This is a genomic window from Chelatococcus sp. CO-6, assembly GCF_001271345.1.
Taxonomy (GTDB): domain Bacteria; phylum Pseudomonadota; class Alphaproteobacteria; order Rhizobiales; family Beijerinckiaceae; genus Chelatococcus_A; species Chelatococcus_A caeni.
The window spans coordinates 1,253,640-1,274,711 of the sequence record NZ_CP012398.1 but is presented as its reverse complement, the minus strand read 5'-3'; the positions used below and the strand labels follow the sequence as shown (position 1 = coordinate 1,274,711).

The window sequence follows — 21,072 nt, the reverse complement described above, 5'->3', positions numbered from 1 at the left end:
TCGCCGTCCCCTAGCGGCCCTCGCGCCCGAGGCTCGCCATGCGCGCGAGCCAGAGCCGGCGCTTCTCCTCGTTGGCCGTGCCGACGCCGCCGAACAGGCTGCGGCGGATCGGCCCCAGGCCGACGAAGGAAAGGATGTTGCGCTCGAGGCCGCGCAGGCCGTGGGCACCGTACCACCAGCGGTAGATGAAGGCCGGCATGCCCATCGTCACGACGATGCGGACGGAACGGCCGGTGAGGAGCTTCTCGGGCACTCCGCCGCCCTTGTAGCGGAAGGCGGTGCCGGGGCGCAGCACCTGCTCGAGGAAGGCCTTGGCAAGGGCCGGCAATGTCCCGAGCCAGAGGGGAAAGACGAGGACGACATGATCCGCCCAGGCGAGTGCCTCGCCCGCCTCGGCAAGGCCTTCCGGCATCAGCCCGAGCTCGAAATCGTTCTGCGTGCGCAGGAACGGCACGTCGAGCCGGGCGATGTCGACCTCCTTCACGCTATGGCCGCCGGCGCGGGCGCCTTCCGCATAGGCGGCCGCCAGGGCGCGGCACAGGCGGGCGGGATCATTGTCGGGGTGGCCCTGGAGAATGGTGATCTTACGCATGCACTCATCCCATCGATAAGGGCCGCCATGTTCGGCGCAGGCGACGCCGTTTGGTTTGATGCAGGTCACACGCGCACCATTTGCGCTGCGAGTTGACGCCATCGCCGCGGTGCAGCAAGCTCCCTCCGGTCGAGACCCTTCGAGCCCTCCAGCCTTTTCGGCGAGGGCTCGTTCTCTTCGGGGCACAGGCCATGACGACGCCGAATCGGTCGAGCCATATCCGTCTCACCTCCCATCCCGAGCCCGAGGCGCCCGCACGCTTTCCCATCCGCTGGGGCGCGGGCACTCCCGCCGAGCGGGGGCCGGTGATCGGCACCGTCACCAATCCGGGCCTGCGCAACGTCATCGGCGCGCATGGCGGCGCCTATGCGCTCTACCGTGCGCTCGCCGTCTCGTCCGGCGCGCTCAACCCGCTGGTGCGGCCGGACCTCACCAACACCGATCCCGTCGTCGCCATCGGGCCGCATCCGCAATGGAGCGAGCCTGGCCGCATCGTCTCGCTCGATCCCTTCGGCCACATGGTGGCGAGCGCCTTTTCCCGCGAGGTGGCGGAGGGGGCCGACATCCGGCCTTCCATCGCCGTCACCCGCGCGCGGCTCAACCTGCCCGAGATCCTCGCCGCCATCGCCGGACACCGCCTCGCGGCCGACGGCACCATCCTGCACGCCTCCGGCGACATCGCCGTCACCAAGATCGCGATCGACCCGGTCTGGCACCTGCCGGGGGTCGCCGAGCGCTTCGGCACGAGCGAGCAGAAGCTGCGGCGCACGCTCTTCGAACAGACGGGGGGCATGTTCCCGGAGCTCGTGACGCGGCCGGACCTGCACGTCTTCCTGCCGCCCATCGGCGGCACCACGGTCTACATCGTCGGCGAGGTCGCGGCGCTGACCGACGAGAAGCGCACCATCGCCTGCCGGGTGCATGACGAGTGCAACGGCTCCGATGTCTTCGGCTCCGACATCTGCACCTGCCGCCCCTATCTGGTGCACGGCATCGAGGAATGCGTGCGCGAGGCGCAGAAGGGCGGCGCCGGCGTCATCGTCTACAACCGCAAGGAGGGGCGGGCGCTCGGCGAGGTCACGAAGTTCCTCGTCTACAACGCCCGCAAGCGCCAGGAGGGCGGCGACCAGGCGGCCACCTATTTCGAGCGCACGGAATGCGTCGCCGGCGTGCAGGACGCCCGCTTCCAGCAGCTGATGCCGGACGTGCTGCACTGGCTCGGCATCCGCCGCATCGACCGGTTCGTCTCCATGTCCAACATGAAATACGACGCCATCACCGGCTCGGGCATCGAGATCGGGGAGCGGGTGCCGATCCCGGACGAGCTCGTGCCGCCTGATGCGCAGGTGGAGCTCGCGGCCAAGAAGGCAGCCGGCTACTATACGCCGGAGACGCCGCCGGACGAGGCCGCGCTCAAGGCGACGGTCGGCCGCGACCTCGATCGTTATTGAGGGACAGGCGGGTAATGACGGAACGGTCGGTGCGTACGAGCGAGGCCGGGGGCGTTTCGCCCGATGCGGTCAGGGCGCTTCTGTCGGCGCGGGCGGTGCGCGAGCGGGCCCGCACCATGCTCGGCCTCGCGCAGGGCGGGCACCTCCTCCACTGCGCCGTCGACATGGACCGGCTGCCCCTGGTGGCGGATTATGTCGTCGACACGATCCGGGCCAATTACCCGACGCTCGCCATCCCCTTCCACGCCCGCTGGCGGCATTTCGCCGCGGGCGGCCATGACCGCTGGGGGGCGCTCGCGGCGCGAACGCGCTGGCTGGACGCCGCGGCCAAGGCCCGGGCCGCCTTCGACCTTGCCATCCTCAGCGTCCTCCTCGATGCCGGCGCCGGTCCCGTCTGGCGCTATCGGGAGGACGAGACGGGCGAGGCCTACGCCCGCTCCGAGGGCCTCGCGGTTGCCTCGCTGCGCATGTTCGAGGCCGGGCTCTTCTCCTTCTGCGCCGAGGATCCGCTGCGCGCCGACGCCAAGCGGCTGCGCGACGTGACCGGGCGCGACCTCGCCGCCGGCTTCAAGGCGAACGAGCAGAACGCACTCGTTGGGCTCGAGGGCCGGGCCGCGCTGCTCTACGGCCTCGGTACGGTCGCTGCCGGCAGGCCCGAGGTCTTCGCCCGCGCCGACGGGCCGCGCCCCGGCGGGCTGTTCGATGCCCTCGCGGCCGAGGGCGCGGGCGGCGAAGTGCCGGCGGAGCTGATCCTCCACATGCTCCTCGCCCATCTGTCCGCGGTCTGGCCGGCGCGCCTCACCATCGCCGGCGTCGAGCTCGGCGACACGTGGATGCATCCGCTGATGCCGGGCGAGGAGGGGACGGCGGGCCTCGTGCCCTTCCACAAGCTGTCGCAATGGCTGGCCTATTCGCTCATCGAGCCGCTGGAGGAGGCGGGGCTCGCCGTCACCGGCATCGACGGGCTCACGGGCCTGCCGGAATATCGCAACGGCGGCCTCCTCATCGACCTCGGCGCCATCCGCCTGAAGGATCCGGAGGACCTGGCGCGCACCCACGAGGTGTCCTCGCCGCTCGTCGTCGAGTGGCGGGCGCTGACGGTGGCCCTGCTCGACGAGGTGGCCCGCCTGGTGCGCGAGCGGCTCGGCTGCGACGAGCGGGCGATGCCGCTTGCCCGCGTGCTCGAGGGGGGCACCTGGGCGGCCGGCCGGCGCATCGCGCGCGAAAAGCGCACCGACGGTTCTCCACCGCTTTCCATCGCCAGCGACGGCACAGTGTTCTGATTCCGCCTTCCCGCGGTGGCGCGCCGGTGCTTATTGTCGGGCAGGCGGCGCAGAACCGCACGTGTCAACCATCCAGAGGCCGGAGCCGATCCATGGAAGGCGTTACCGTCGTCGACCATCCCCTGGTGCAGCACAAGCTGACGCTGATGCGCGACAAGTCGCGCTCCACCAAGGGCTTTCGCCAGCTGCTGAACGAGATCGGCATGCTGCTGTGCTACGAGGTGACGCGCGACCTGCCGCTCGAGGATGTCGACATCGAGACGCCGCTCACGCCGATGCGCGCGCCGATGCTCGCCGGCAAGAAGCTCGTCTTCGCGCCCATCCTGCGTGCCGGCGTCGGCTTTCTCGACGGCATGCTCGACCTCGTGCCCTCCGCGCGCGTCGCCCACATCGGCCTCTACCGCGACCCCGAGACGCTGACGGCCGTCGAATATTACTTCAAGGCCCCGACCAACCTCGCCGAGCGCCTCGTCATCGTCATGGATCCGATGCTGGCCACGGCCAACTCCGCCGTCGCCGCCATCGATCGGCTGAAGGAGCGCGGCGCCAAGGAGATGCGCTTCGTCTGTCTGCTCGCCGCCCCCGAGGGAATCGAGAAGCTGCGCGGCGAGCATCCCGACGTGCCGATCTGGACCGCGGCCATCGACGAGCACCTGAACGACCACGGCTACATCATGCCGGGCCTCGGCGACGCCGGCGATCGCATGTACGGCACCAAGTGACTGAAGCCATGATCGTCGTCTTCGGCTCGCTCAACGCCGATCTCGTCACGCGTGTCGAGCGCATTCCGGCGCCGGGCGAGACCGTGATCGGTCCCGGCTATGCCGTGCACCCCGGCGGCAAGGGCGCCAACCAGGCGCTCGCCGCCGCCCGTGCCGGCGCGCGGGTGACCATGGCCGGGGCGGTGGGGCGCGACGGGCTCGCCGAGGCGGCGCTCGGCCTCCTCTCAGCCGAAGGCGTCGATCTCTCCCGCGTCGCGCGTCTCGACGAGCCGACGGGCGCTGCCTTCATCACTGTGGACGCGGCGGGCGAGAACGCCATCGTCGTCGCAGCCGGCGCCAACGGCCATGCCCGTGCCGAGGCACTCGCCGGGCTCGCCTGGGAGGACGGAGCGATCCTCCTCCTGCAGCGCGAGGTGCCGGAAGCCGAGTGCATCGCCGCCGCGCACATCGCGAAGGCCCATGGCGCGCGTGTCATGCTCAACCTCGCCCCGGCAGGACGGCCGGACCCGGAGCTCGTGGCGCTCCTCGACATCCTCGTCATGAACGAGCATGAGGCGCGCGTGATGGCGGAGGCCCTCGGCATCGCGGAAGGCGACCCCGACGCCATCGCCCGCGCGATCGACGCCCGCCACGGCATCGCGGCCATCGTGACGCTGGGTCCCGAAGGGCTCGTCGCCTGGACGGGCGGGGTGCGCCGGGCCGTGCCGGCGCCGCCTGTCACGGTGGTCGACACGACGGCGGCGGGCGATACGTTCTGCGGCGCCTTCGCCGCGGCGCTCGCCGGTGGCTACGGCTTCACCGGGGCGTTGCAGCGCGGCGTTGCCGCCGGCAGCCTCGCCTGCACGAAGGCCGGCGCGCAGCCGAGCATTCCGGACAAGGCGGCGATCGAGGCGCTGGTGGCGGGGCGGTTCGTTTGAGGACGTGAGGCGGCGGCTCCACGGGCCGTCATGCCCGCGCTTGTCGCGGGCATCCACGCTCGAACATTGCGCAAGGTAAGGGCGTGGATGGCCGGGACGAGCCCGGCCATGACGTGTGGTGGAAGCGCAAAGAGGTGACCTGATGGGTCGGCGCACCGCTTGTCGGACGTCGCCTATTCCGCCGCCCTGACGGAGCTGGCGATGGCCGGGCGCGGCTGCTCGGCGTCGTCGAATTCGAGGGCGTCGATGCGCTCGCCGCGCTTGACGATCTTGTCGGTCGAGATGCGGATCTGCCCGACATCCTCCTGAGCCTGGCGGAAATGGGTGTCGAGCTTCTCCACCCGGTCGCTCAGGCGCTTCACGTCGTCGAGCAGGCGCCGCACCTCCACCTGGATCTTCTGCGCCTCCTCGCGCATGCGCGCGTCGCGCACCAGCGCCTGCATCACCTGGATGGCGAGGGCCAGAAGCGAGGGGGAGACGACCACGACGCGGGCGCGGTGGGCGCGCTGCACCACGTCGTCGAAATGTTCGTGCAGGTCGGCATAGATCGCTTCGGACGGCACGAAGAGGAGCGCCATGTCCTGCGTCTCGCCGGGGATGAGGTATTTCTCGGCGATGTCGCGCACGTGGGTGGTGACGTCGGCCTTCACGCGCTGACCCGCCTGCCGGCGCGCCTCCTCGCTCTTGGCTTCGCGGAAGGCCGAAAAGCCCTCGAGCGGGAACTTGGCGTCGACGACGAGCGGATGGTCGCCCGGCAGGTGCACGAGGCAGTCCGGCCGCGTGCGGTTCGACAGCGTCGCCTGGAAGGTATAGGCGCCCGCCGGCAGGCCGTCGCGGATGATCGCCTCCATCCGCCCCTGGCCATAGGCGCCGCGCGCCTGCTTGTTGGCGAGGATGTCCTTGAGGCCGACCACCTCGCCGGTGAGATCCGTGAGGTTCTTCTGCGCCGCGTCGATGACGGCGAGGCGCTCGTTGAGGCGGGCGATGTTCTCGCTCGTCTGGCGGGCGGTCGTCTCCAGCCCCTGGCCGACGCGGTGCTGCAGGCCGTCGAGCCGCTCGCTCAAGAGGCGCGCAAGGTCCGCCTGGCGGGTGCCGAAGATCTCGGCCATCGTCTGCATGCGGCCCTGCATCTCCGCCTGCAGGCGCGTCATCTCCGCCACCTTGTCGTCGAACTCGCGCGCCCGTTCGGCCGCGGCCGCCGCCTCCAGCGAGCGCTCGCGCCCGGCCCGGGCGGTGCTGCGGGCGAGCAGCACGAGCAGGAGGATGACGGCGAGCGCGAAGCCGAGCGCCACCTGGGCATAGGTGAAGGCGTGGGCACCGATGGTGAGGGCGATGTCGTTCATGCGCCTAACGCTAGCCGATTCGTGCGCCGGATGCGAACGAAAGCGGAACACGTTGACCGGCGCGACGGGAATGATTATGTCGCCTGTGTTTCCAACCAAGCCGTGTGCCATGACCATCCGTCCCATCATCGTCATTCCCGATCCCCGCCTGAAGCAGCCGTCCGAACCCGTCGAGGCGGTGACGGACGAGATCCGCCAGCTGGCCGACGACATGCTGGAGACGATGTACGACGCGCCGGGCATCGGCCTCGCGGCGGTGCAGATCGGCGTCATGAAGCGCATCCTCGTGCTCGACGTTTCGCGCGAGGGCGAGGAGAAGCGCCCGATGGTGTTCATCAACCCGGAGATCGTGTGGTCGTCGGAGGAGACGAGCACCTATGAGGAAGGCTGCCTCTCCATCCCCGAATATTACGAGGAGGTGGAGCGGCCGGCGCGCGTGCGGGTGCGCTATGTCGACCTTGACGGCAAGGCGCAGGAGATCGAGGCGGACGGGCTGCTCGCCACCTGCCTGCAGCACGAGATCGACCATCTCGACGGGGTCCTCTTCCTCGACCACCTGTCGAAGCTCAAGCGCGACCGCGTGATGAAGAAGTTCTCCAAGGTGGCCCGGCGCGAGGCTGCCGGCTAATCAGCACCATTGCCCGTCATGCCCGCGCTCGTCGCGGGCACCGACGCCTTGAAACACTGTGCAACGTCGAAGGCGTGAATGGCCGGGACGAGCCCGGTCATGACGGGGGAAGGCGGGCATCGCATAGACCTAATTTCTGTCTGCAACGACGGCTCCCGGGAGGCCGTGAGCGGCGGCAGAGCGTGGCCACGCGGAGCATGGGGCTTGCCCTTGCCTGCCGCCGGCGTTTAGGGAAGGGCGCTCGCGGCGCCGTTCGCCGCCCCACATCCGGCAGGTGCCATGTCGCTGCGCATCGTTTTCATGGGCACGCCCGATTTCGCCGTGCCGACGCTCGCCGAAATCGTCGGCCAGGGCCACGAGGTCGTCGCCGTCTACACCCGTGCGCCGGCCAAGGCCGGTCGCGGCATGGGCGAGAAGCGCTCGCCGGTGCACGAGATGGCGGAGCGTTTCGCCATTCCCGTCTTCACGCCCAGAAGCCTGCGCGGCGAAGAGGAGCAGGAGACCTTCCGCTCGCTCGCGGCCGATGTCGCGGTCGTGGTGGCCTACGGCCTCATCCTGCCCGTGCCGGTGCTGGAAGCGCCGAGGCTCGGCTGCCTCAACCTGCACGCCTCGCTCCTGCCGCGCTGGCGCGGCGCTGCGCCGATCCAGCGCGCAGTCATGGCGGGCGATGCGGAGACGGGCGTCGCCGTGATGAAGATGGAGGAGGGGCTCGACACCGGCCCCGTCGCCATGGTGGAGCGCATCGCCATCGGCCCGGATATGACGGCGGGCGAGCTGCACGACCGCCTCGCCGGGCTCGGCGCCGACCTGATGGTGCGCGCCCTCGCGGCTTTGTCGCGCGATGCGCTCTCCTTCGTGCCGCAGGCTGCGGAGGGCGTGGCCTATGCCGCCAAGATCACCAACGAGGAGGCGCGCATCGACTGGTCGCGCCCGGCCGGCGAGGTACACAACCTGGTGCGCGGCCTCTCGCCCTTTCCCGGCGCTTTCCTCATGGCCGACCTCGGCAAGGGGCCCGAGCGCGTGAAGGTGCTGCGCACGCGCTACGCCGAGGGCGCCGGGGCGCCGGGCACGCTGCTTCCGGGCGGACTTGTCGTGGCCTGCGGCGAGGGCGCCGTCGAACTGCTGCAGGTGCAGCGCGCCGGGCGCGGCATGACGAGCGGCGAGGAGTTTTTGCGCGGTGCCCGCCTCGCGCCGGGCGACGTGCTGGCGTGAGCGGGGCCGGCTGCATCATCCGTGCGGAAGAGGTCGGCGACGAGGCGGCCGTCGATGCGCTGCTGCGGGCGGCCTTCGGCGGGCCGGTGGAGGCCGGTCTCGTGCGCCGGTTGCGGGCGGACGGGGATGTGCTGCTGGCGCTGGTCGCGGAAGCAGGTCGCGACATTGTCGGTCACATTCTCTTTTCGCCTCTCACGGGCCTTGCACCCGTGCACGCGGCAGCCCTCGCGCCGCTCGCAGTGCATCCCTCCCGCCAGCGGGCCGGCATCGGCACGGCTCTGGTCAGGGAAGGGCTCGTGCAACTGCGGGCCATGGGGGTGGATGTTGTGCTCGTGCTCGGCGAGCCGGGCTATTACGGCCGCTTCGGCTTCGATGCGGAGCGGGCTAGGGCCTTCCGCACGCCGTATGACGGGCCGTATCTGCAGGCGCTCGCGCTGAGCGACGCCGGCGGGGCGGCGCGGGGGCCGCTGCACTATGCCGCCGCCTTCGCGGCGCTCGGGTGATCGCCATGCCGCGCTACAAGCTCATTGTCGAATATGACGGCAGCCCCTATGTCGGCTGGCAGTGGCAGGAGACGGGGCGCTCCGTGCAGCAGGCGCTGGAGGAGGCGCTCGCCCGCTTCTGCGGCGAAAGCCCGCGCGTGCAATGCGCCGGCCGCACCGATGCCGGCGTGCACGCGACGGGCCAGGTGGTGCATCTCGACCTCTCCCGGTCCTGGCGCACGGACACGCTGCGCGATGCGACAAATGCGCATCTGAAGCTCATGGGCGATGCGGCGGCGGTGCTCCTTGCCGCCGAGGTGCCGGCGGATTTCGATGCCCGCCGCTCCGCCGTGAAGCGGCACTACCTCTACCGCATCCTCAACCGGCGGCCGCAGCCGGTGCTCGACGCGCGCCTCGTCTGGCACGTGCCGGGACCGCTCGACGCAGGGGCGATGCACGAGGCGGCGCAGCGCCTCGTGGGCCGCCACGACTTCACCACCTTCCGCGCCGCCGAATGCCAGGCGTCGGGCCCCGTGCGCACGCTCGATCGGCTCGACGTCGGCCGCCTCGGCGACGAGATCCGCATCGAGGCCTCGGCGCGCTCCTTCCTGCATCACCAGGTGCGCTCGATGGTCGGCACGCTGGAGCGGGTGGGCGCCGGCAAATGGCGGCCGGAGGACGTGCGCCGCGCCCTCGCGGCGCGCGACCGCAAGGCGTGCGGGCCGATGGCGCCGGCGGGCGGGCTCTATCTCGTCGGCGTCGACTACTGATCGTCAGCCGACGAAGGTGCGCACCAGCACGAAGGTGGCGATGTCCATGGCGACGATGAAGCCGGCAAGGCCCGCGGAGATGCCGAGCGCGATGCGGGCGAGGAGCCAGCGGAAATAGAAGACGATGAAGCCGAAGGCGAGGGCGTAGAAGACGGCAAGGCCCGCCGTGGCGAGGCCCAGCACATGCAGTGCCGGCGGCAGGGCGAGCAGGAGAAGGGCCGCCACGTTCGACCAATTATAGGCGACGATATAGCCGACATAGCGCCGCTCGAGCCCCATGAGCCGCACGAAGCCGAGCATCAGCAGCGGAAAGAGCAGCCAGGCCGAGGCGATGACCAGCGCCTGGGCGAACAGGATGTCGGGCATGTCGAAGAGCCCGCTGTCGTGCATCCAGTCCGGGCCGGAGCGGGTGAAGCGGGCGGCGGCGACGCCGACGACGAAGGCCGGTGCGGCGAGCGCCATGGCGAGGAACGAGTGCCAGAAGCCGGTGAAGCTGACGTCGAAGGTTTCAAGCGCGCCCTTGCTGCGGTTCAGGACCTGCCAGCAGCCGCGTAGCGAGCGGGCCACCTCGTCGGCCGTGATGAGCATGTCAGCCTCGGATGTTGCGTCGCATATAATACGAAAGTCGTAGGCCTTTTGTCTAGAGGTGGCGCGTCCCGCTCCGGCGTCATGCCCGCGCCTGTCGCGGGCATCCACGCCGTGACGGGTGCGCGCGGTTGAAGGGCGTGGATGGCCGCGACAAGCGCGGCCATGACAAGGGGAAGCATGGCGCTTTGCCGCTTCACGTCCGGCAGATCGGCACGCCAGGGCAGGGGCCAGGGGACGAGACCTCAATGCCGCTCGCGAAGGCTGCCGGCATGAGGCCTTTCTTAACCGCGCTCACGGGTCGTGCTTGCCCGCCGATCGCTCGGCCGAAATAATACGGAACCGAAACGATCCGGCCCCCTTGCGTTCCATGCCCGTCGAACTGCGGCCCCTCGAGGCTCTCACCCTCTGGCATCGCGTCACGCTCGATCTCGTGCGCGAGGACGGGCAGGATCTGTCGCATGACCTCTCCGCGCGGCAGCTTGCCATTTTGCTCACGATCTATCTGGAGCCGCCGCCGCACACGGTGCGCGGGCTCGCCGGCAAGCTCGGCGTGACGAAGCCCGTCATCACGCGTGCGCTCGACACGATGGGCCGGCTGGATCTCGTCGCCCGCCGCAGGGATGATGCGGACCGCCGCAATGTCGTGATACAGCGGACGGTGAAGGGAGCGCTCGCCGTGGAGCGGCTGGGCGATCTCATCGTCGCCCAGGGCAGGGTGCTGCCGCGATAGGGGAAACGGGAATGACGCTGACGGATCCGCGCATCACTCCGGCCCGGCCGGACCTTGCCGCCGATTTCCTTGCCGGCACGGTGGCGGCCACGCGCTACGTCAAGGCGCGGGAGCGGCGCATCGTCGCGGCGAGCGCGCCGCTCCGGCGGGAGCCGCGGCCCGATGCGCCGCTCGACACCGAGGCGCTCGCCGGCGAGGCCGTGCGCGTCTTCGAGGAAGAGGAGGGCTGGGCCTGGGCGCAGCTCGCCGGCGACGGCTATGTGGGCTACCTGCCGGTGTCGACGCTCGGCGCCATCGAGCCCGCGCCGACGCATCGGGTGGCCGTGCTGCGCACCTTCGTCTACCCCGGCCCGTCCATCAAGCTGCCGCCGGTTGGGGCGCTGTCGCTCATGGCGGGCGTGGCGGTGACCGGTTTCGAGGGCGATTTCGCGCGCCTCGCCGATAGCAGCGCCATCTTCGCGCGGCACCTCGCCTTCATCGGCCCGCCGCTCGCCGACGATTTCGTCACCATCGCCGAGCGCTTCGTCGGCGTGCCCTATCTGTGGGGCGGCAAGACCAGCCTCGGTATCGACTGTTCGGGCCTCGTGCAGCTCGCGCTCTCGGCCGCAGCCGTCGAGGCGCCGCGCGACAGCGACCTGCAGGAGCGGGCGCTCGGCTCGCCGCTGCCGATCACCGAGGAGTTCACGGGGCTGAGGCGAGGCGACCTCGTGTTCTGGAACGGGCATGTCGGCCTCATGGTCGACAGCGCCAACCTGCTGCACGCCAACGGCCATCACATGGCGACGGTGATCGAGCCGCTCGCCGTCGCAACGGCGCGGATCGAAGCCGCCGGCGCCGGGCCGGTGACCAGCATCAAGCGGCTCTGACGCTCAATATCCCCGCTGCCGGTCGACGAGGTGCTCCAGCGGCTCGCCAGCCTCGAAGCGCGCGATCTGGCGGGCGACGAGGCGGATGATGCTGTCCGGATCGCTCATGGCGGCGTTGTGCGGCGTCACGATCACGCTCGGGTGGTCCCAGAAGCGGGAGCTGTCGGGCAGCGGCTCGGTCTCGAACACGTCGAGCGAGGCCGCCATGAGCGTGCCGTCGTCGAGCGCCCGGAGGATGTCCTCCTCGACCTGCAGCCCGCCGCGACCGGCATTGACGAAGACCGGGCCGCCGAGGCGCCCGCCGCGGGCGAGGCCCTTGAACAGGGCGTAGTTGGCGATGCCGTGCGTCTCCGGCGTGAGCGGCAGGAGAAGGACGAGGATGTCGGTGCGGGCGAGGAAGGCGGCGCGCTCCGCCTCGCCGGTGAAGACCTGGAGCCCCGGACAGTCCTTGGGCGTGCGGCTCCAGCCCGCGACGTCGAAGCCCATGACGGCGAGCTTGCGGGCGGCATCCTGCCCGAGGACGCCGAGCCCCATGACGCCGACCCTGACGTCGCGCGCGGCCGGCTGGTGGCGGTCGTCCTCCCACATATGCGCGCGCTGCTGCGCGTCGTAGCGGCGCTGCTGGCGCAGGTGCATCAGGCAGTGCAGGACGACATATTCGCTCATGCGGTTGGTGAGGTCGTCGTCGACGACACGCGTGATCGGCACGTCCGGCAGGTCGGGATCGCCCATCAGGTGGTCGACGCCGGCGCCGAGGGAGAAGATCGCCTTCAGGTTCGGCAGGCCGCGAAAGGCGCCGGGCGGGTGCTTCCAGGCCACGGCATAGGTAACCGCCGCGGGGTCGTAGGCATCGCCGAGGCGCACGACGCGCCGGCCGGGCAGCAGCCGCTCCAGCCGCTCGACCCAGGAATCGACGTGCCAGCCCGTGAGGGCGACGAGAATGGTCATGCCACACGCTCCGCCATGCGCTCGAGGATGATGCCGCGCCCGGCCGGCTTGTCCTGCCCGATCACGTAGGCCCGGCGCAGCGCGGCCTCGGCCGCATCGGCCGTGCCTTCGTCGCGTGCGTGCACGATGGCGAGCGGCCGGCCGGGGCCCACCTCCTCGCCGGGGCCGGCCAGGTCCGTGAGGCCGACGGCATGGTCGATGGCATCCTCGGCGCGGGTGCGGCCGCCGCCGAGCGCGATGACCGCGACGCCGACCGTGCGCGTGTCGACCGACGTGACGAAGCTGGTGCGATGCGCATGGACGGCGCGCACCACCGGCGCGCGGGCGAGGTGGCGCTCGCTCGCCTCGACGAAATCCGCCGGCCCGCCGAGCGCCGCGACCATCATGCCGAAGCGTTCGGCCGCCCGGCCGCTGGCGATGGCCTCTTCCATGCGCGCACGGCCGTCGGCGACGCTCGCCACGATGCGGCCGAGGAAGAGCATCTCGGCGCCGAGACGCACCGTCACCTCGTGAAAGCGCGGCTCGCGCCGGCGGCCGGTGAGATAGTCGACCGCATAGGCGACCTCGACCGCATTGCCCGCCGCGCTGGCGAGCGGCGCGTCCATGTCGGTCAGGAGCGCGCTCGTCGGCAGGCCGGCGCGGTTCGCCACGGTCACGAGGCTTTTCGCCAGCGACTGCGCCTCCTCGAGGCTCGCCATGAAGGCGCCGGAGCCGACCTTGACGTCCATGACGAGGCCTTCGAGCCCCGCGGCGAGCTTCTTCGACAGGATCGAGGCCGTGATGAGCGGGATCGACTCGACCGTCGCCGTGACGTCGCGGATGGCGTAGAGCCGCTTGTCGGCCGGGGCGAGGTCACCCGTCTGGCCGATGATGGCGCAGCCGACGTTGCGCGTGACGGCGCGGAAGGTGTCGGCATCCGGCTGCGAGACATAGCCGGGGATGGCATCGAGCTTGTCGAGCGTGCCGCCGGTGTGGCCGAGGCCGCGGCCGGAGATCATCGGCACGTAGCCGCCGCAAGCGGCGACGGCGGGCGCGAGGGCGAGGCTCACCGTGTCGCCGACGCCGCCGGTCGAATGCTTGTCGAGCACCGGGCCGGGCAGGTCCCACTGCAGCACCTCGCCCGAGCGCATCATGGCCTCGGTCAGCGCCACCCGCTCGTCGAGGCCCATGCCGCGGAAGAAGACGGCCATGGCAAAGGCCGCCGCCTGGCCCTCGGTGACCCGCCCACGGGTCAGACCCTCGATGAGGAAGAAGATCTCCTCCTCGGTGAGCGCCGCTCCGTCGCGCTTCTTGCGGATGATTTCCTGCGGCAGAAAGCCCATGCGCGCCTCGTCGGGAATGCGCCGTGCCGGCGCCTGAATCATGCCGCCGCAGGGTGCCCGTGCCGCGCCGGCTTGTCCATGCCGGTGGATCCCGTCAGGACGGCATGAAATACCGGCCGAGCACCGTCTCATAGATGGCGGTGAGTGCCTCGATGTCGCTGACGCGGGCGCATTCGTCGACCTGGTGCATGGTCTCGCCCACGAGGCCGTATTCGATCACCGGGCAATAGTCCTTGATGAAGCGCGCGTCGGACGTGCCGCCCGTGGTCGACAGCGCCGGCCGCCGGCCGGTATGAGCCTCGACCGCATCCTGCACGAGGGTGACGAAATCGCCGGGCTCGGTCACGAAGGCGGTGGCGTTGGTGGGCGCGAAGGCGACCTCGTAGCGCACGGCATTGCCGGCCGCCGCGGCGAGGCGGCGCTCGATCTCGGCGGCGAGCGTTGCGGGCAGCCAGATGTCGTTGAAGCGGATGTTGAAGGTCGCTCGCGCCTCGGCCGGGATGACGTTGGAGGCGGGATTGCCCACGTCGAAGGTCGTCATCTCGAGGTTCGACGGCGCGAAATGCGCGGTGCCGGCGTCGAGCGGCTCGGCGAGCAGCGCCGAGACGAGGCGCACCATGCCGTGGACCGGGTTGTCGGCGAGGTGCGGATAGGCGACGTGGCCCTGCCGGCCGTGCACCGTCAGGTGGCCGGTCAGCGAGCCGCGCCGGCCGATCTTGATCATATCGCCGAGATGCTTCGGGTTCGTCGGCTCGCCGAGGATGCAGTGGTCGAAGCGCTCGCCCCTCGCCTTGGCCCATTCGAGCAGCTTGACGGTGCCGTTGACGGCCGGGCCTTCCTCGTCGCCCGTCAGCAGGAAGCCGATGGAGCCGCCGAAGCCGGGATTGGCCGTCACGAAGCGGATGGCGGCCGCGAGCATGGCGGCGACGCCGCCCTTCATGTCGCAGGCGCCGCGGCCGTAGAGGACGCCGTCCTCGACGGTGCCGGAGAAGGGATCGTGCCGCCAGCGGCCGGCGTCGCCGGGCGGCACGACGTCGGTGTGCCCGGCGAAGAGGAGGTAGGGCGCACCCGTGCCGTAGCGCGCATAGAGGTTCTCGACATCCGGCGTGCCGGGCGCCGAGAAGGTGACGCGCTCGGTCGCAAAGCCCGCCTCGGCGAGCACCTTTTCGCAGAAGGCGAGTGCTCCGGCCTCGTCAGGGGTGACGGAGGGGCAGCGGATCAGCGCCTCGGCGAGGGCGACGGGGTCGGCGGAGGTCATGGGGAGCCTCGGATAGGCGGCTTTACGGCGTCATGGCCGGGACAAGCCCGGCCATGACGTCCAAATGACGATCGACGAGCCTCAGTCCCGGAGAAGCTCGTTGATGCTGGTCTTCGCCCGCGTCTGGGCGTCGACGCGCTTGACGATGACGGCGCAGTAGAGCGAGGGGCCGGGCGTGCCGTCGGGCAGCGGCTTGCCGGGCAGGTTGCCGGGCACGACGACGGAATAGGGCGGCACGCGGCCGACGAAGACCTCGCCCGTGGCGCGATCGATGATCTTGGTCGAGGCGCTGATGAAGACGCCCATGGAGAGCACCGAGCCCTCGCCGACGATGACGCCCTCGACCACCTCCGAACGGGCGCCGATGAAGCAGTCGTCCTCGATGATGACCGGATTCGCCTGCAGCGGCTCCAGCACGCCGCCGATGCCGACGCCGCCGGACAGGTGCACGTTCTTGCCGATCTGCGCGCAGGAGCCGACCGTGACCCAGGTGTCGACCATGGTGCCCTCGTCGACATAGGCGCCGAGATTGACGAAGGAGGGCATCAGCACGACGCCCGGCGCGACATGGGCGCCGCGGCGCACCACGCAACTGGGCACGGCGCGGAAGCCGGCGGCCTTGAACTCGGCTTCGCCCCAGCCGTCGAACTTGGAGGGCACCTTGTCCCACCAGGTGGCCTTGCCCGGGCCGCCGGGGATGACCGCCATGTCGTTGAGGCGGAAGGAGAGGAGCACCGCCTTCTTGAGCCACTGGTTGACCTGCCAGGCGCCGTCCACCTTCTCGGCGACGCGCGCCTTGCCGGAATCGAGCAGCGCGAGCGCCGTCTCCACCGCCTCGCGCACGGGGCCGCGCGTCGCAGGCGAGATGCCGGCCCGCTCTTCCCAGGCGGTGTCGATGGTGGTGGCGAGATCGGTCTGGCTCATGGTGGGTTCCCGTTGGGCACGATGATTGTCCCGGTGATTAGCAATCACGCCGCACGGTGTCATCCGGAAACGCCATCAGGCGGTCGTCCGGGAGCGCCGACGGCGATCACAATCCGTGGGACGTTCGTAAGTGCTTGAATGCTCGCTGGTATGGCAAACCGTGAGAGCTTGTTTGATATTTCGCTTCCGGCCGGAGACGATGCTGTCCGTCGCGGCAGTCATGGGAGCCTCGTACGTAGAGGTCAAGAGATGGAAAAAGATCTGGCGCGCCACGTCATCCGGGTGGCGTTCCGCAATGCCGCAGAGCTCCAGGGCCTGCTCGTGCTATTGAAGGAGCACTGCAGCGCGGAGGAATACAAAGTTTATGCTGCCGGGATAGCGTCCGCCATCGACGGCATCGGTGCCGGACTGACGAACAAGGTCTTGTCCTCTCATCCCGATCTTGCGGAAGAGATCGAGGCGAGTTTGGCAAAGTACGACCGGTTGATCTAGCGCGCAGCCGCCCATGGAAACTGTCTTGCCGCGCGCTCCACGTCATCGTCCGGAGGGGCATGCCGTCCCCGGATCTGATCCGGGGACGGCTCCGACGAGGGCCTTCACTTTGCCGGCACGTAGATCTCGGCACCCTTGTCCTTGAACTCCTGCGCCTTCTGCTCGAGGCCGACCATGCGTTCGGCCTCCGCCCTCAGGTCCTGCGTGATCTTCATCGAGCAGAACTTCGGGCCGCACATGGAGCAGAAATGCGCCACCTTGTGCGCGTCCTTCGGCAGGGTCTCGTCGTGGAAGGCGCGCGCCGTGTCCGGGTCGAGCGAGAGGTTGAACTGGTCCTCCCAGCGGAAGTCGAAGCGCGCCCGCGACAAGGCGTCGTCGCGCAGCTTGGCCGAGGGGTGGCCCTTGGCGAGGTCGGCCGCGTGCGCCGCGATGCGGTAGGTGATGACGCCGGTCTTCACGTCGTCGCGGTTGGGCAGCCCGAGGTGCTCCTTGGGCGTGACGTAGCAGAGCATCGCCGTGCCGAACCAGCCGATCATCGCCGCGCCGATGGCCGAGGTGATGTGGTCGTAGCCGGGGGCGATGTCCGTCGTCAGCGGGCCGAGGGTGTAGAACGGCGCCTCGCCGCAATGGGCGAGCTGCTTGTCCATGTTCACCTTGATCTTGTGCATCGGCACGTGGCCGGGGCCCTCGATCATCACCTGGCAGCCCTTGTCCCAGGCGATCTTGGTGAGCTCGCCGAGCGTCTCCAGCTCCGCGAACTGGGCCGCGTCGTTGGCATCGGCGATGGAGCCGGGGCGCAGGCCGTCGCCGAGCGAGAAGGAGACGTCATACTTGCGCATGATGTCGCAGATCTCGTCGAAGCGCTCGTAGAGGAAGCTCTCCTTGTGGTGCGCGAGGCACCATCGCGCCATGATCGAGCCGCCGCGCGAGACGATGCCGGTGACGCGCTTGGCCGTCAGCGGCACATAGGGCAGGCGCACGCCGGCGTGAATGGTGAAATAGTCGACGCCCTGCTCCGCCTGCTCGATGAGCGTGTCCTTGAACACCTCCCAGTCGAGCTTCTCGGGCTCGCCGTTCACCTTCTCCAGCGCCTGGTAGATCGGCACGGTGCCGATCGGCACCGGCGCGTTGCGCATGATCCAGGAACGGATGTTGTGGATGTTGCGGCCGGTGGAGAGGTCCATCACCGTGTCGGCGCCCCAGCGGATGGCCCAGACGAGCTTCTCCACCTCTTCCGCCGCCGAGGAGGTGACGGCCGAATTGCCGATGTTGGCGTTGATCTTCACCAGGAAGTTGCGGCCGAGGATGGTCGGCTCGAGCTCCGGGTGGTTGATGTTGGCCGGGATGATGGCGCGCCCGCGCGCGATCTCCTGGCGCACGAATTCGGGCGTGATGAAGGGCGGGATCTCGGCGCCGAAATCCTCGCCGTCGGCGCGCCGCTCCTCGGCGCCGGCGAGGATGGCCGCGCGGCCGAGGTTCTCGCGGTGGGCGACGTAGACCATCTCCTCGGTGATGATGCCGGCGCGCGCGAATTCGAGCTGCGTCACCGGCCCGCCGGCCTTGCCGGCGAGCACGTCGCGCGGGGCGGGGCAGTGCGGCACCAGCTTGTCGGCCGAGACGTTGCCGTTGTCCTCCGGCTTGACGGCGCGAGCCTCGACCCTGGCGAAGCCGCGCTTGGCGATCCAGTCGCCGCGCACCGGGGCGAGGCCCGCCGCGAGATCGATCGCCGCCTCGGGGTCGGTATAGGGGCCGGAGGTGTCGTAGGTGCGGAACGGCTCCTCGCCGGAGGTCGGCGCAAGCACGATCTCGCGGAAGGGCACACGGATGTCGGAGCGGCCTTCGGGGCTCGTATAGATCTTCCGCGACCCGGCGATGGGGCCGGTGGTGACGGCGTCCGGAGTGGCGGTCGCGGGCTTGGTATGCACTGTCATGTGGATCTCCTCCTCGCTCGACAAGGAGACCCGGGCATCAGCGATTCGTTTGGGATTGGCGTCGATCGCGCGTTTCCGTCCCTTCGCCGGCATGACCCGGATCAGGTCCTAAGGGTCACCGCGTTGTCTGGACGTTTCGCGCCCGTCGCCGGCGGTATCTCAGCCCCCTAGCGGGGCCCCCCTCGGAACATGGGGCGAGACTCTTGGGCTTTTGCCGGGGTTTGTCAACGAGGGGCCGTAGTGCGGTGCGGTACGGGCATCTTCCTCGCGCAACGCTTCAGCCGTCACGCAGGTGTTGAGCGGTCACACGTTTCGGCCGGCGCTTTTCCCGGCTCGCCTCTGCGCCGTCATGCCCGCGCTTGTCGCGGGCATCCACGCCTTTAGGGTTAAGCAACGTCAACGGCGTGGATGGCCGGGACAAGCCCGGCCATGACGCGAGTGGGACGGACGGCCGCGCGACAGGCGCGGGCGTGAAGGGCGGCTCAGAGCCCCAGCTTCTTCCGGCGCTGGGCCAGCGTCCTCAGGCGCAGGGCGTTGAGCTTGATGAAGCCGGCGGCGTCGCGGTGGTCGTAGGCGACGGCGCCTTCCTCGAAGGTCACGAGCTCCTGGTCGTAGAGCGAATAGGGGCTGTCGCGGCCGACGAGGTGGACGCCGCCCTTGTAGAGCTTGAGGCGCACCTGGCCGGAGACGAGCTCCTGGCTCCTGTCGATGAGCGCCTGCAGCATCTCGCGCTCGGGCGAGAACCAGAAGCCGTTGTAGACGAGCTCGGCATATTTCGGCATCAGCTCGTCCTTGAGATGCGCGGCGCCGCGGTCGAGCGTGATCGACTCGATGCCGCGGTGGGCGACGTAGAGGATCGTGCCGCCGGGCGTCTCGTACATGCCGCGGCTCTTCATGCCGACGAAGCGGTTCTCGACGAGGTCGAGGCGGCCGATGCCGTTGGCCCGGCCGAGCTCGTTGAGCTTCGCGAGCAGCGTCGCCGGCGACATCTTCACGCCGTCGATGGCGACCGGGTCGCCCTTCTCGAAGTCGATGGTGATGTAGGTCGGCGTGTCGGGCGCGGCCTCGGGATCGATGGTGCGCGAATAGACGTAGTCCGGCACCTCCTGCGCCGGGTCCTCGAGCACCTTGCCCTCGGAGGAGGCGTGCAGGAGGTTGGCGTCGACCGAGAAGGGCGCTTCGCCGCGCTTGTCCTTGGCGATCGGGATCTGGTTCTGCTCGGCGAATTCGAGGAGCTTGGTGCGCGAGGTCAGGTCCCACTCGCGCCAGGGAGCGATGACGGTGACGTCCGGCTTCAGCGCGTAATAGCCGAGCTCGAAGCGCACCTGGTCGTTGCCCTTGCCGGTGGCGCCGTGGGCGACAGCATCGGCGCCCACCTTCTCGGCGATCTCGATCTGCTTCTTGGCGATGAGCGGACGGGCGATAGAGGTGCCGAGGAGATAGAGGCCCTCGTACTGGGCATTGGCGCGGAACATCGGGAAGACGTAGTCGCGCACGAATTCCTCGCGCAGGTCCTCGATGAAGATGTTCTCCGGCTTGATGCCGAGGAGCAGGGCCTTCTGGCGCGCGGGCTCCAGCTCCTCGCCCTGGCCGAGGTCGGCCGTGAAGGTGACGACCTCGCAGCCGTAGGTCGTCTGCAGCCACTTGAGGATGATGGAGGTGTCGAGGCCGCCGGAATAGGCGAGGACGACCTTCTTCACGCGCTTGTCGGACATGATCGGGAACTCGTGAGGCTCGTGTGAGCGGCCGCTGCCGCCATAAAGCAGTGAAAGCGGGCGGACTATAGTGAGGCTGCGGCCGGGTGCAAGCCGTGGATAGCGGGGACGGAGAGCGGTGGCGCGTGCATGCCACGCGAAAGCCGCGATTATGGGTGAGGGAACGTCGCTTCCCCGCCCCGCCTCCTCCAGCGTTTCGAGTTCTCAGTGCCTCAACGTCCCGTCCTCGACTTCTGGTACGACTTCGCCTCGACCTATTCCTATCTCGCCGCCATGCGCATCGAGCCCCTCGCCGAGGCGGCGGGCGTCGACCTCAGGTGGCGGCCCTTCCTGCTCGGGCCGATCTTCGCCAGCCACGGCTGGACGTCCTCGCCCTTCAATCTCTATCCGAGCAAGGGGCGCTACATGTGGCGGGACGTTGCGCGCGAGGCGGCGCGGCTCGACCTCGCGCTGACGCGGCCCGATCCCTTCCCGCAGAACAGCCTGACGGTGGCGCGGCTCGCCATCGCGCTGCGCGAGAAGGGGCTGGCGCCGGCCTTCACGCGCGCCGTCTTCGCCGCGCAGTTCGGAGAGGGGCGCTCGATCTCGGAGATCGCCGTCATTAGCGACATCCTGCGCGACCTCGACGTCGACGTCGCGTCCACCGTCTCGTCCGCGCAGGGCGACCCGGTCAAGGCGCGGCTCAGGGCGGAGACGGAGGAGGCGCGCACGCGCGGCATCTTCGGTGCGCCGACCTTCCTCACCGCCGACGGCGAGATGTTCTGGGGCAACGACCGGCTGGAGCAGGCGCTCGCCTGGGCGGCGGGCGAGCGTCCGGCGGGGCTTCTATAGGCGGGCAGCGGCTCTTTTCCGGCTGCGGGGCTTGCGCCGGCGCCCCGGCGCGATTATGTTGCGGCCA

General features: G+C 69.9%; 21 protein-coding genes and 1 riboswitch. Of the genes, 12 read left to right on the top strand and 9 right to left on the bottom strand.

Annotated elements, in window-relative coordinates; genetic code table 11:
• Positions 1 to 10: 10 nt before the first annotated feature.
• Positions 11 to 592: an NAD(P)H-dependent oxidoreductase gene (locus tag AL346_RS05985; protein ID WP_019400809.1), complete on the bottom strand. Its 582-nt coding sequence runs from the start codon at positions 590 to 592 to the stop codon at positions 11 to 13.
• 191 nt (positions 593 to 783) lie between these two features.
• Between AL346_RS05985 and AL346_RS05980 the strand changes: the two genes are divergently transcribed.
• The 4 genes from AL346_RS05980 to AL346_RS05965 all read left to right on the top strand — a co-directional run bounded on the left by AL346_RS05980 (position 784) and on the right by AL346_RS05965 (position 4,965).
• Positions 784 to 2,043 (top strand): GTP cyclohydrolase II, encoded by a 1,260-nt coding sequence (locus AL346_RS05980; protein WP_019400808.1) that lies wholly within the window; start codon positions 784 to 786, stop codon positions 2,041 to 2,043.
• Positions 2,044 to 2,057: 14 nt separating this feature from the next.
• The gene (locus tag AL346_RS05975) at positions 2,058 to 3,326 is read left to right on the top strand and encodes a URC4/urg3 family protein (protein ID WP_019400807.1); all 1,269 of its coding nucleotides are present in this window, start codon (positions 2,058 to 2,060) and stop codon (positions 3,324 to 3,326) included.
• A gap of 92 nt (positions 3,327 to 3,418) precedes the next feature.
• Positions 3,419 to 4,048, top strand: coding sequence for a uracil phosphoribosyltransferase (upp, locus tag AL346_RS05970; RefSeq protein WP_019400806.1), 630 nt, complete (start codon positions 3,419 to 3,421; stop codon positions 4,046 to 4,048).
• 8 nt (positions 4,049 to 4,056) lie between these two features.
• Positions 4,057 to 4,965: a ribokinase gene (locus tag AL346_RS05965; RefSeq protein ID WP_019400805.1), complete on the top strand. Its 909-nt coding sequence runs from the start codon at positions 4,057 to 4,059 to the stop codon at positions 4,963 to 4,965.
• Between the two features lie 173 nt (positions 4,966 to 5,138).
• On the opposite strand, the gene AL346_RS05960 is transcribed toward AL346_RS05965, so the two are convergent.
• Positions 5,139 to 6,308: a DNA recombination protein RmuC gene (locus tag AL346_RS05960; protein ID WP_019400804.1), complete on the bottom strand. Its 1,170-nt coding sequence runs from the start codon at positions 6,306 to 6,308 to the stop codon at positions 5,139 to 5,141.
• Between the two features lie 109 nt (positions 6,309 to 6,417).
• On the opposite strand from AL346_RS05960, the gene AL346_RS05955 reads away from it, so the two are divergent.
• The 4 genes from AL346_RS05955 to truA all read left to right on the top strand — a co-directional run bounded on the left by AL346_RS05955 (position 6,418) and on the right by truA (position 9,400).
• Positions 6,418 to 6,936, top strand: coding sequence for a peptide deformylase (locus AL346_RS05955; protein WP_019400803.1), 519 nt, complete (start codon positions 6,418 to 6,420; stop codon positions 6,934 to 6,936).
• A 279-nt stretch (positions 6,937 to 7,215) separates the two neighbouring features.
• Positions 7,216 to 8,148, top strand: a complete 933-nt coding sequence (fmt, locus tag AL346_RS05950) for a methionyl-tRNA formyltransferase (RefSeq protein ID WP_019400802.1) — start codon at positions 7,216 to 7,218, stop codon at positions 8,146 to 8,148.
• Positions 8,145 to 8,651: a GNAT family N-acetyltransferase gene (locus AL346_RS05945; protein ID WP_019400801.1), complete on the top strand. Its 507-nt coding sequence runs from the start codon at positions 8,145 to 8,147 to the stop codon at positions 8,649 to 8,651. The genes fmt and AL346_RS05945 overlap by 4 nt, the downstream gene beginning before the upstream one ends.
• 5 nt (positions 8,652 to 8,656) lie before the next feature.
• A complete protein-coding gene (truA, locus tag AL346_RS05940) occupies positions 8,657 to 9,400 on the top strand; it encodes a tRNA pseudouridine(38-40) synthase TruA (protein WP_053193405.1) in 744 nt (247 codons plus the stop codon).
• A gap of 3 nt (positions 9,401 to 9,403) precedes the next feature.
• Here the strand turns inward: truA and AL346_RS05935 are convergent, their stop codons facing one another.
• Positions 9,404 to 9,988 carry a hypothetical protein gene (locus tag AL346_RS05935; RefSeq protein WP_019400798.1) on the bottom strand — a complete coding sequence of 195 codons (585 nt, stop codon included), beginning with the start codon at positions 9,986 to 9,988 and terminating at the stop codon, positions 9,404 to 9,406.
• 367 nt (positions 9,989 to 10,355) lie between these two features.
• Here AL346_RS05935 and AL346_RS05930 point away from each other — a divergent pair, with 367 nt between their 5' ends.
• Positions 10,356 to 10,718, top strand: a complete 363-nt coding sequence (locus tag AL346_RS05930) for a MarR family winged helix-turn-helix transcriptional regulator (protein WP_019400797.1) — start codon at positions 10,356 to 10,358, stop codon at positions 10,716 to 10,718.
• 11 nt (positions 10,719 to 10,729) lie between these two features.
• Entirely contained in the window at positions 10,730 to 11,584 is an 855-nt protein-coding gene (locus tag AL346_RS05925; RefSeq protein WP_019400796.1) for a C40 family peptidase, read from the top strand.
• Between the two features lie 3 nt (positions 11,585 to 11,587).
• Here AL346_RS05925 and AL346_RS05920 read toward each other — a convergent pair whose 3' ends face one another.
• The 4 genes from AL346_RS05920 to dapD all read right to left on the bottom strand — a co-directional run bounded on the left by AL346_RS05920 (position 11,588) and on the right by dapD (position 16,036).
• Positions 11,588 to 12,532 carry a glyoxylate/hydroxypyruvate reductase A gene (locus tag AL346_RS05920; RefSeq protein WP_053193401.1) on the bottom strand — a complete coding sequence of 315 codons (945 nt, stop codon included), beginning with the start codon at positions 12,530 to 12,532 and terminating at the stop codon, positions 11,588 to 11,590.
• Entirely contained in the window at positions 12,529 to 13,896 is a 1,368-nt protein-coding gene (gene deoA, locus AL346_RS05915) for a thymidine phosphorylase (RefSeq protein WP_197286606.1), read from the bottom strand. The genes AL346_RS05920 and deoA overlap by 4 nt, the downstream gene beginning before the upstream one ends.
• Before the next feature lie 52 nt (positions 13,897 to 13,948).
• Positions 13,949 to 15,112, bottom strand: coding sequence for a succinyl-diaminopimelate desuccinylase (dapE, locus tag AL346_RS05910; RefSeq protein ID WP_019400792.1), 1,164 nt, complete (start codon positions 15,110 to 15,112; stop codon positions 13,949 to 13,951).
• Positions 15,113 to 15,193: 81 nt separating this feature from the next.
• A complete protein-coding gene (gene dapD, locus AL346_RS05905; RefSeq protein WP_019400791.1) occupies positions 15,194 to 16,036 on the bottom strand; it encodes a 2,3,4,5-tetrahydropyridine-2,6-dicarboxylate N-succinyltransferase in 843 nt (280 codons plus the stop codon).
• Positions 16,037 to 16,285: 249 nt separating this feature from the next.
• On the opposite strand from dapD, the gene AL346_RS05900 reads away from it, so the two are divergent.
• Entirely contained in the window at positions 16,286 to 16,528 is a 243-nt protein-coding gene (locus AL346_RS05900; RefSeq protein WP_019400790.1) for a hypothetical protein, read from the top strand.
• A 104-nt stretch (positions 16,529 to 16,632) separates the two neighbouring features.
• On the opposite strand, the gene thiC is transcribed toward AL346_RS05900, so the two are convergent.
• Together thiC and AL346_RS05890 are read right to left on the bottom strand one after the other, a co-directional pair.
• On the bottom strand, positions 16,633 to 18,459 hold the full coding sequence (gene thiC, locus AL346_RS05895) for a phosphomethylpyrimidine synthase ThiC (RefSeq protein WP_026014882.1): 1,827 nt from the start codon (positions 18,457 to 18,459) through the stop codon (positions 16,633 to 16,635).
• A gap of 61 nt (positions 18,460 to 18,520) precedes the next feature.
• Positions 18,521 to 18,652: riboswitch (TPP riboswitch) on the bottom strand.
• 289 nt (positions 18,653 to 18,941) lie between these two features.
• Positions 18,942 to 20,174: an argininosuccinate synthase gene (locus AL346_RS05890; RefSeq protein ID WP_019400517.1), complete on the bottom strand. Its 1,233-nt coding sequence runs from the start codon at positions 20,172 to 20,174 to the stop codon at positions 18,942 to 18,944.
• A gap of 207 nt (positions 20,175 to 20,381) precedes the next feature.
• Here AL346_RS05890 and AL346_RS05885 point away from each other — a divergent pair, with 207 nt between their 5' ends.
• Positions 20,382 to 21,005 (top strand): 2-hydroxychromene-2-carboxylate isomerase, encoded by a 624-nt coding sequence (locus AL346_RS05885; RefSeq protein WP_019400516.1) that lies wholly within the window; start codon positions 20,382 to 20,384, stop codon positions 21,003 to 21,005.
• Positions 21,006 to 21,072 lie beyond the last annotated feature (67 nt).

Excerpts from the sequence above, each read along its gene's own strand:
- AL346_RS05985 (WP_019400809.1), bottom strand. The coding sequence starts at position 592 with ATGCGTAAGATCACCATTCTCCAGGGCCACCCCGACAATGATCCCGCC.
- AL346_RS05980 (WP_019400808.1), top strand. The coding sequence starts at position 784 with ATGACGACGCCGAATCGGTCGAGCCATATCCGTCTCACCTCCCATCCC.
- AL346_RS05975 (WP_019400807.1), top strand. The coding sequence starts at position 2,058 with ATGACGGAACGGTCGGTGCGTACGAGCGAGGCCGGGGGCGTTTCGCCC.
- upp (WP_019400806.1), top strand. The coding sequence starts at position 3,419 with ATGGAAGGCGTTACCGTCGTCGACCATCCCCTGGTGCAGCACAAGCTG.
- AL346_RS05965 (WP_019400805.1), top strand. The coding sequence starts at position 4,057 with ATGATCGTCGTCTTCGGCTCGCTCAACGCCGATCTCGTCACGCGTGTC.
- AL346_RS05960 (WP_019400804.1), bottom strand. The coding sequence starts at position 6,308 with ATGAACGACATCGCCCTCACCATCGGTGCCCACGCCTTCACCTATGCC.
- AL346_RS05955 (WP_019400803.1), top strand. The coding sequence starts at position 6,418 with ATGACCATCCGTCCCATCATCGTCATTCCCGATCCCCGCCTGAAGCAG.
- fmt (WP_019400802.1), top strand. The coding sequence starts at position 7,216 with ATGTCGCTGCGCATCGTTTTCATGGGCACGCCCGATTTCGCCGTGCCG.
- truA (WP_053193405.1), top strand. The coding sequence starts at position 8,657 with ATGCCGCGCTACAAGCTCATTGTCGAATATGACGGCAGCCCCTATGTC.
- AL346_RS05935 (WP_019400798.1), bottom strand. The coding sequence starts at position 9,988 with ATGCTCATCACGGCCGACGAGGTGGCCCGCTCGCTACGCGGCTGCTGG.
- AL346_RS05930 (WP_019400797.1), top strand. The coding sequence starts at position 10,356 with ATGCCCGTCGAACTGCGGCCCCTCGAGGCTCTCACCCTCTGGCATCGC.
- AL346_RS05925 (WP_019400796.1), top strand. The coding sequence starts at position 10,730 with ATGACGCTGACGGATCCGCGCATCACTCCGGCCCGGCCGGACCTTGCC.
- AL346_RS05920 (WP_053193401.1), bottom strand. The coding sequence starts at position 12,532 with ATGACCATTCTCGTCGCCCTCACGGGCTGGCACGTCGATTCCTGGGTC.
- deoA (WP_197286606.1), bottom strand. The coding sequence starts at position 13,896 with ATGATTCAGGCGCCGGCACGGCGCATTCCCGACGAGGCGCGCATGGGC.
- dapE (WP_019400792.1), bottom strand. The coding sequence starts at position 15,112 with ATGACCTCCGCCGACCCCGTCGCCCTCGCCGAGGCGCTGATCCGCTGC.
- dapD (WP_019400791.1), bottom strand. The coding sequence starts at position 16,036 with ATGAGCCAGACCGATCTCGCCACCACCATCGACACCGCCTGGGAAGAG.
- AL346_RS05900 (WP_019400790.1), top strand. The coding sequence starts at position 16,286 with ATGGAAAAAGATCTGGCGCGCCACGTCATCCGGGTGGCGTTCCGCAAT.
- thiC (WP_026014882.1), bottom strand. The coding sequence starts at position 18,459 with ATGACAGTGCATACCAAGCCCGCGACCGCCACTCCGGACGCCGTCACC.
- AL346_RS05890 (WP_019400517.1), bottom strand. The coding sequence starts at position 20,174 with ATGTCCGACAAGCGCGTGAAGAAGGTCGTCCTCGCCTATTCCGGCGGC.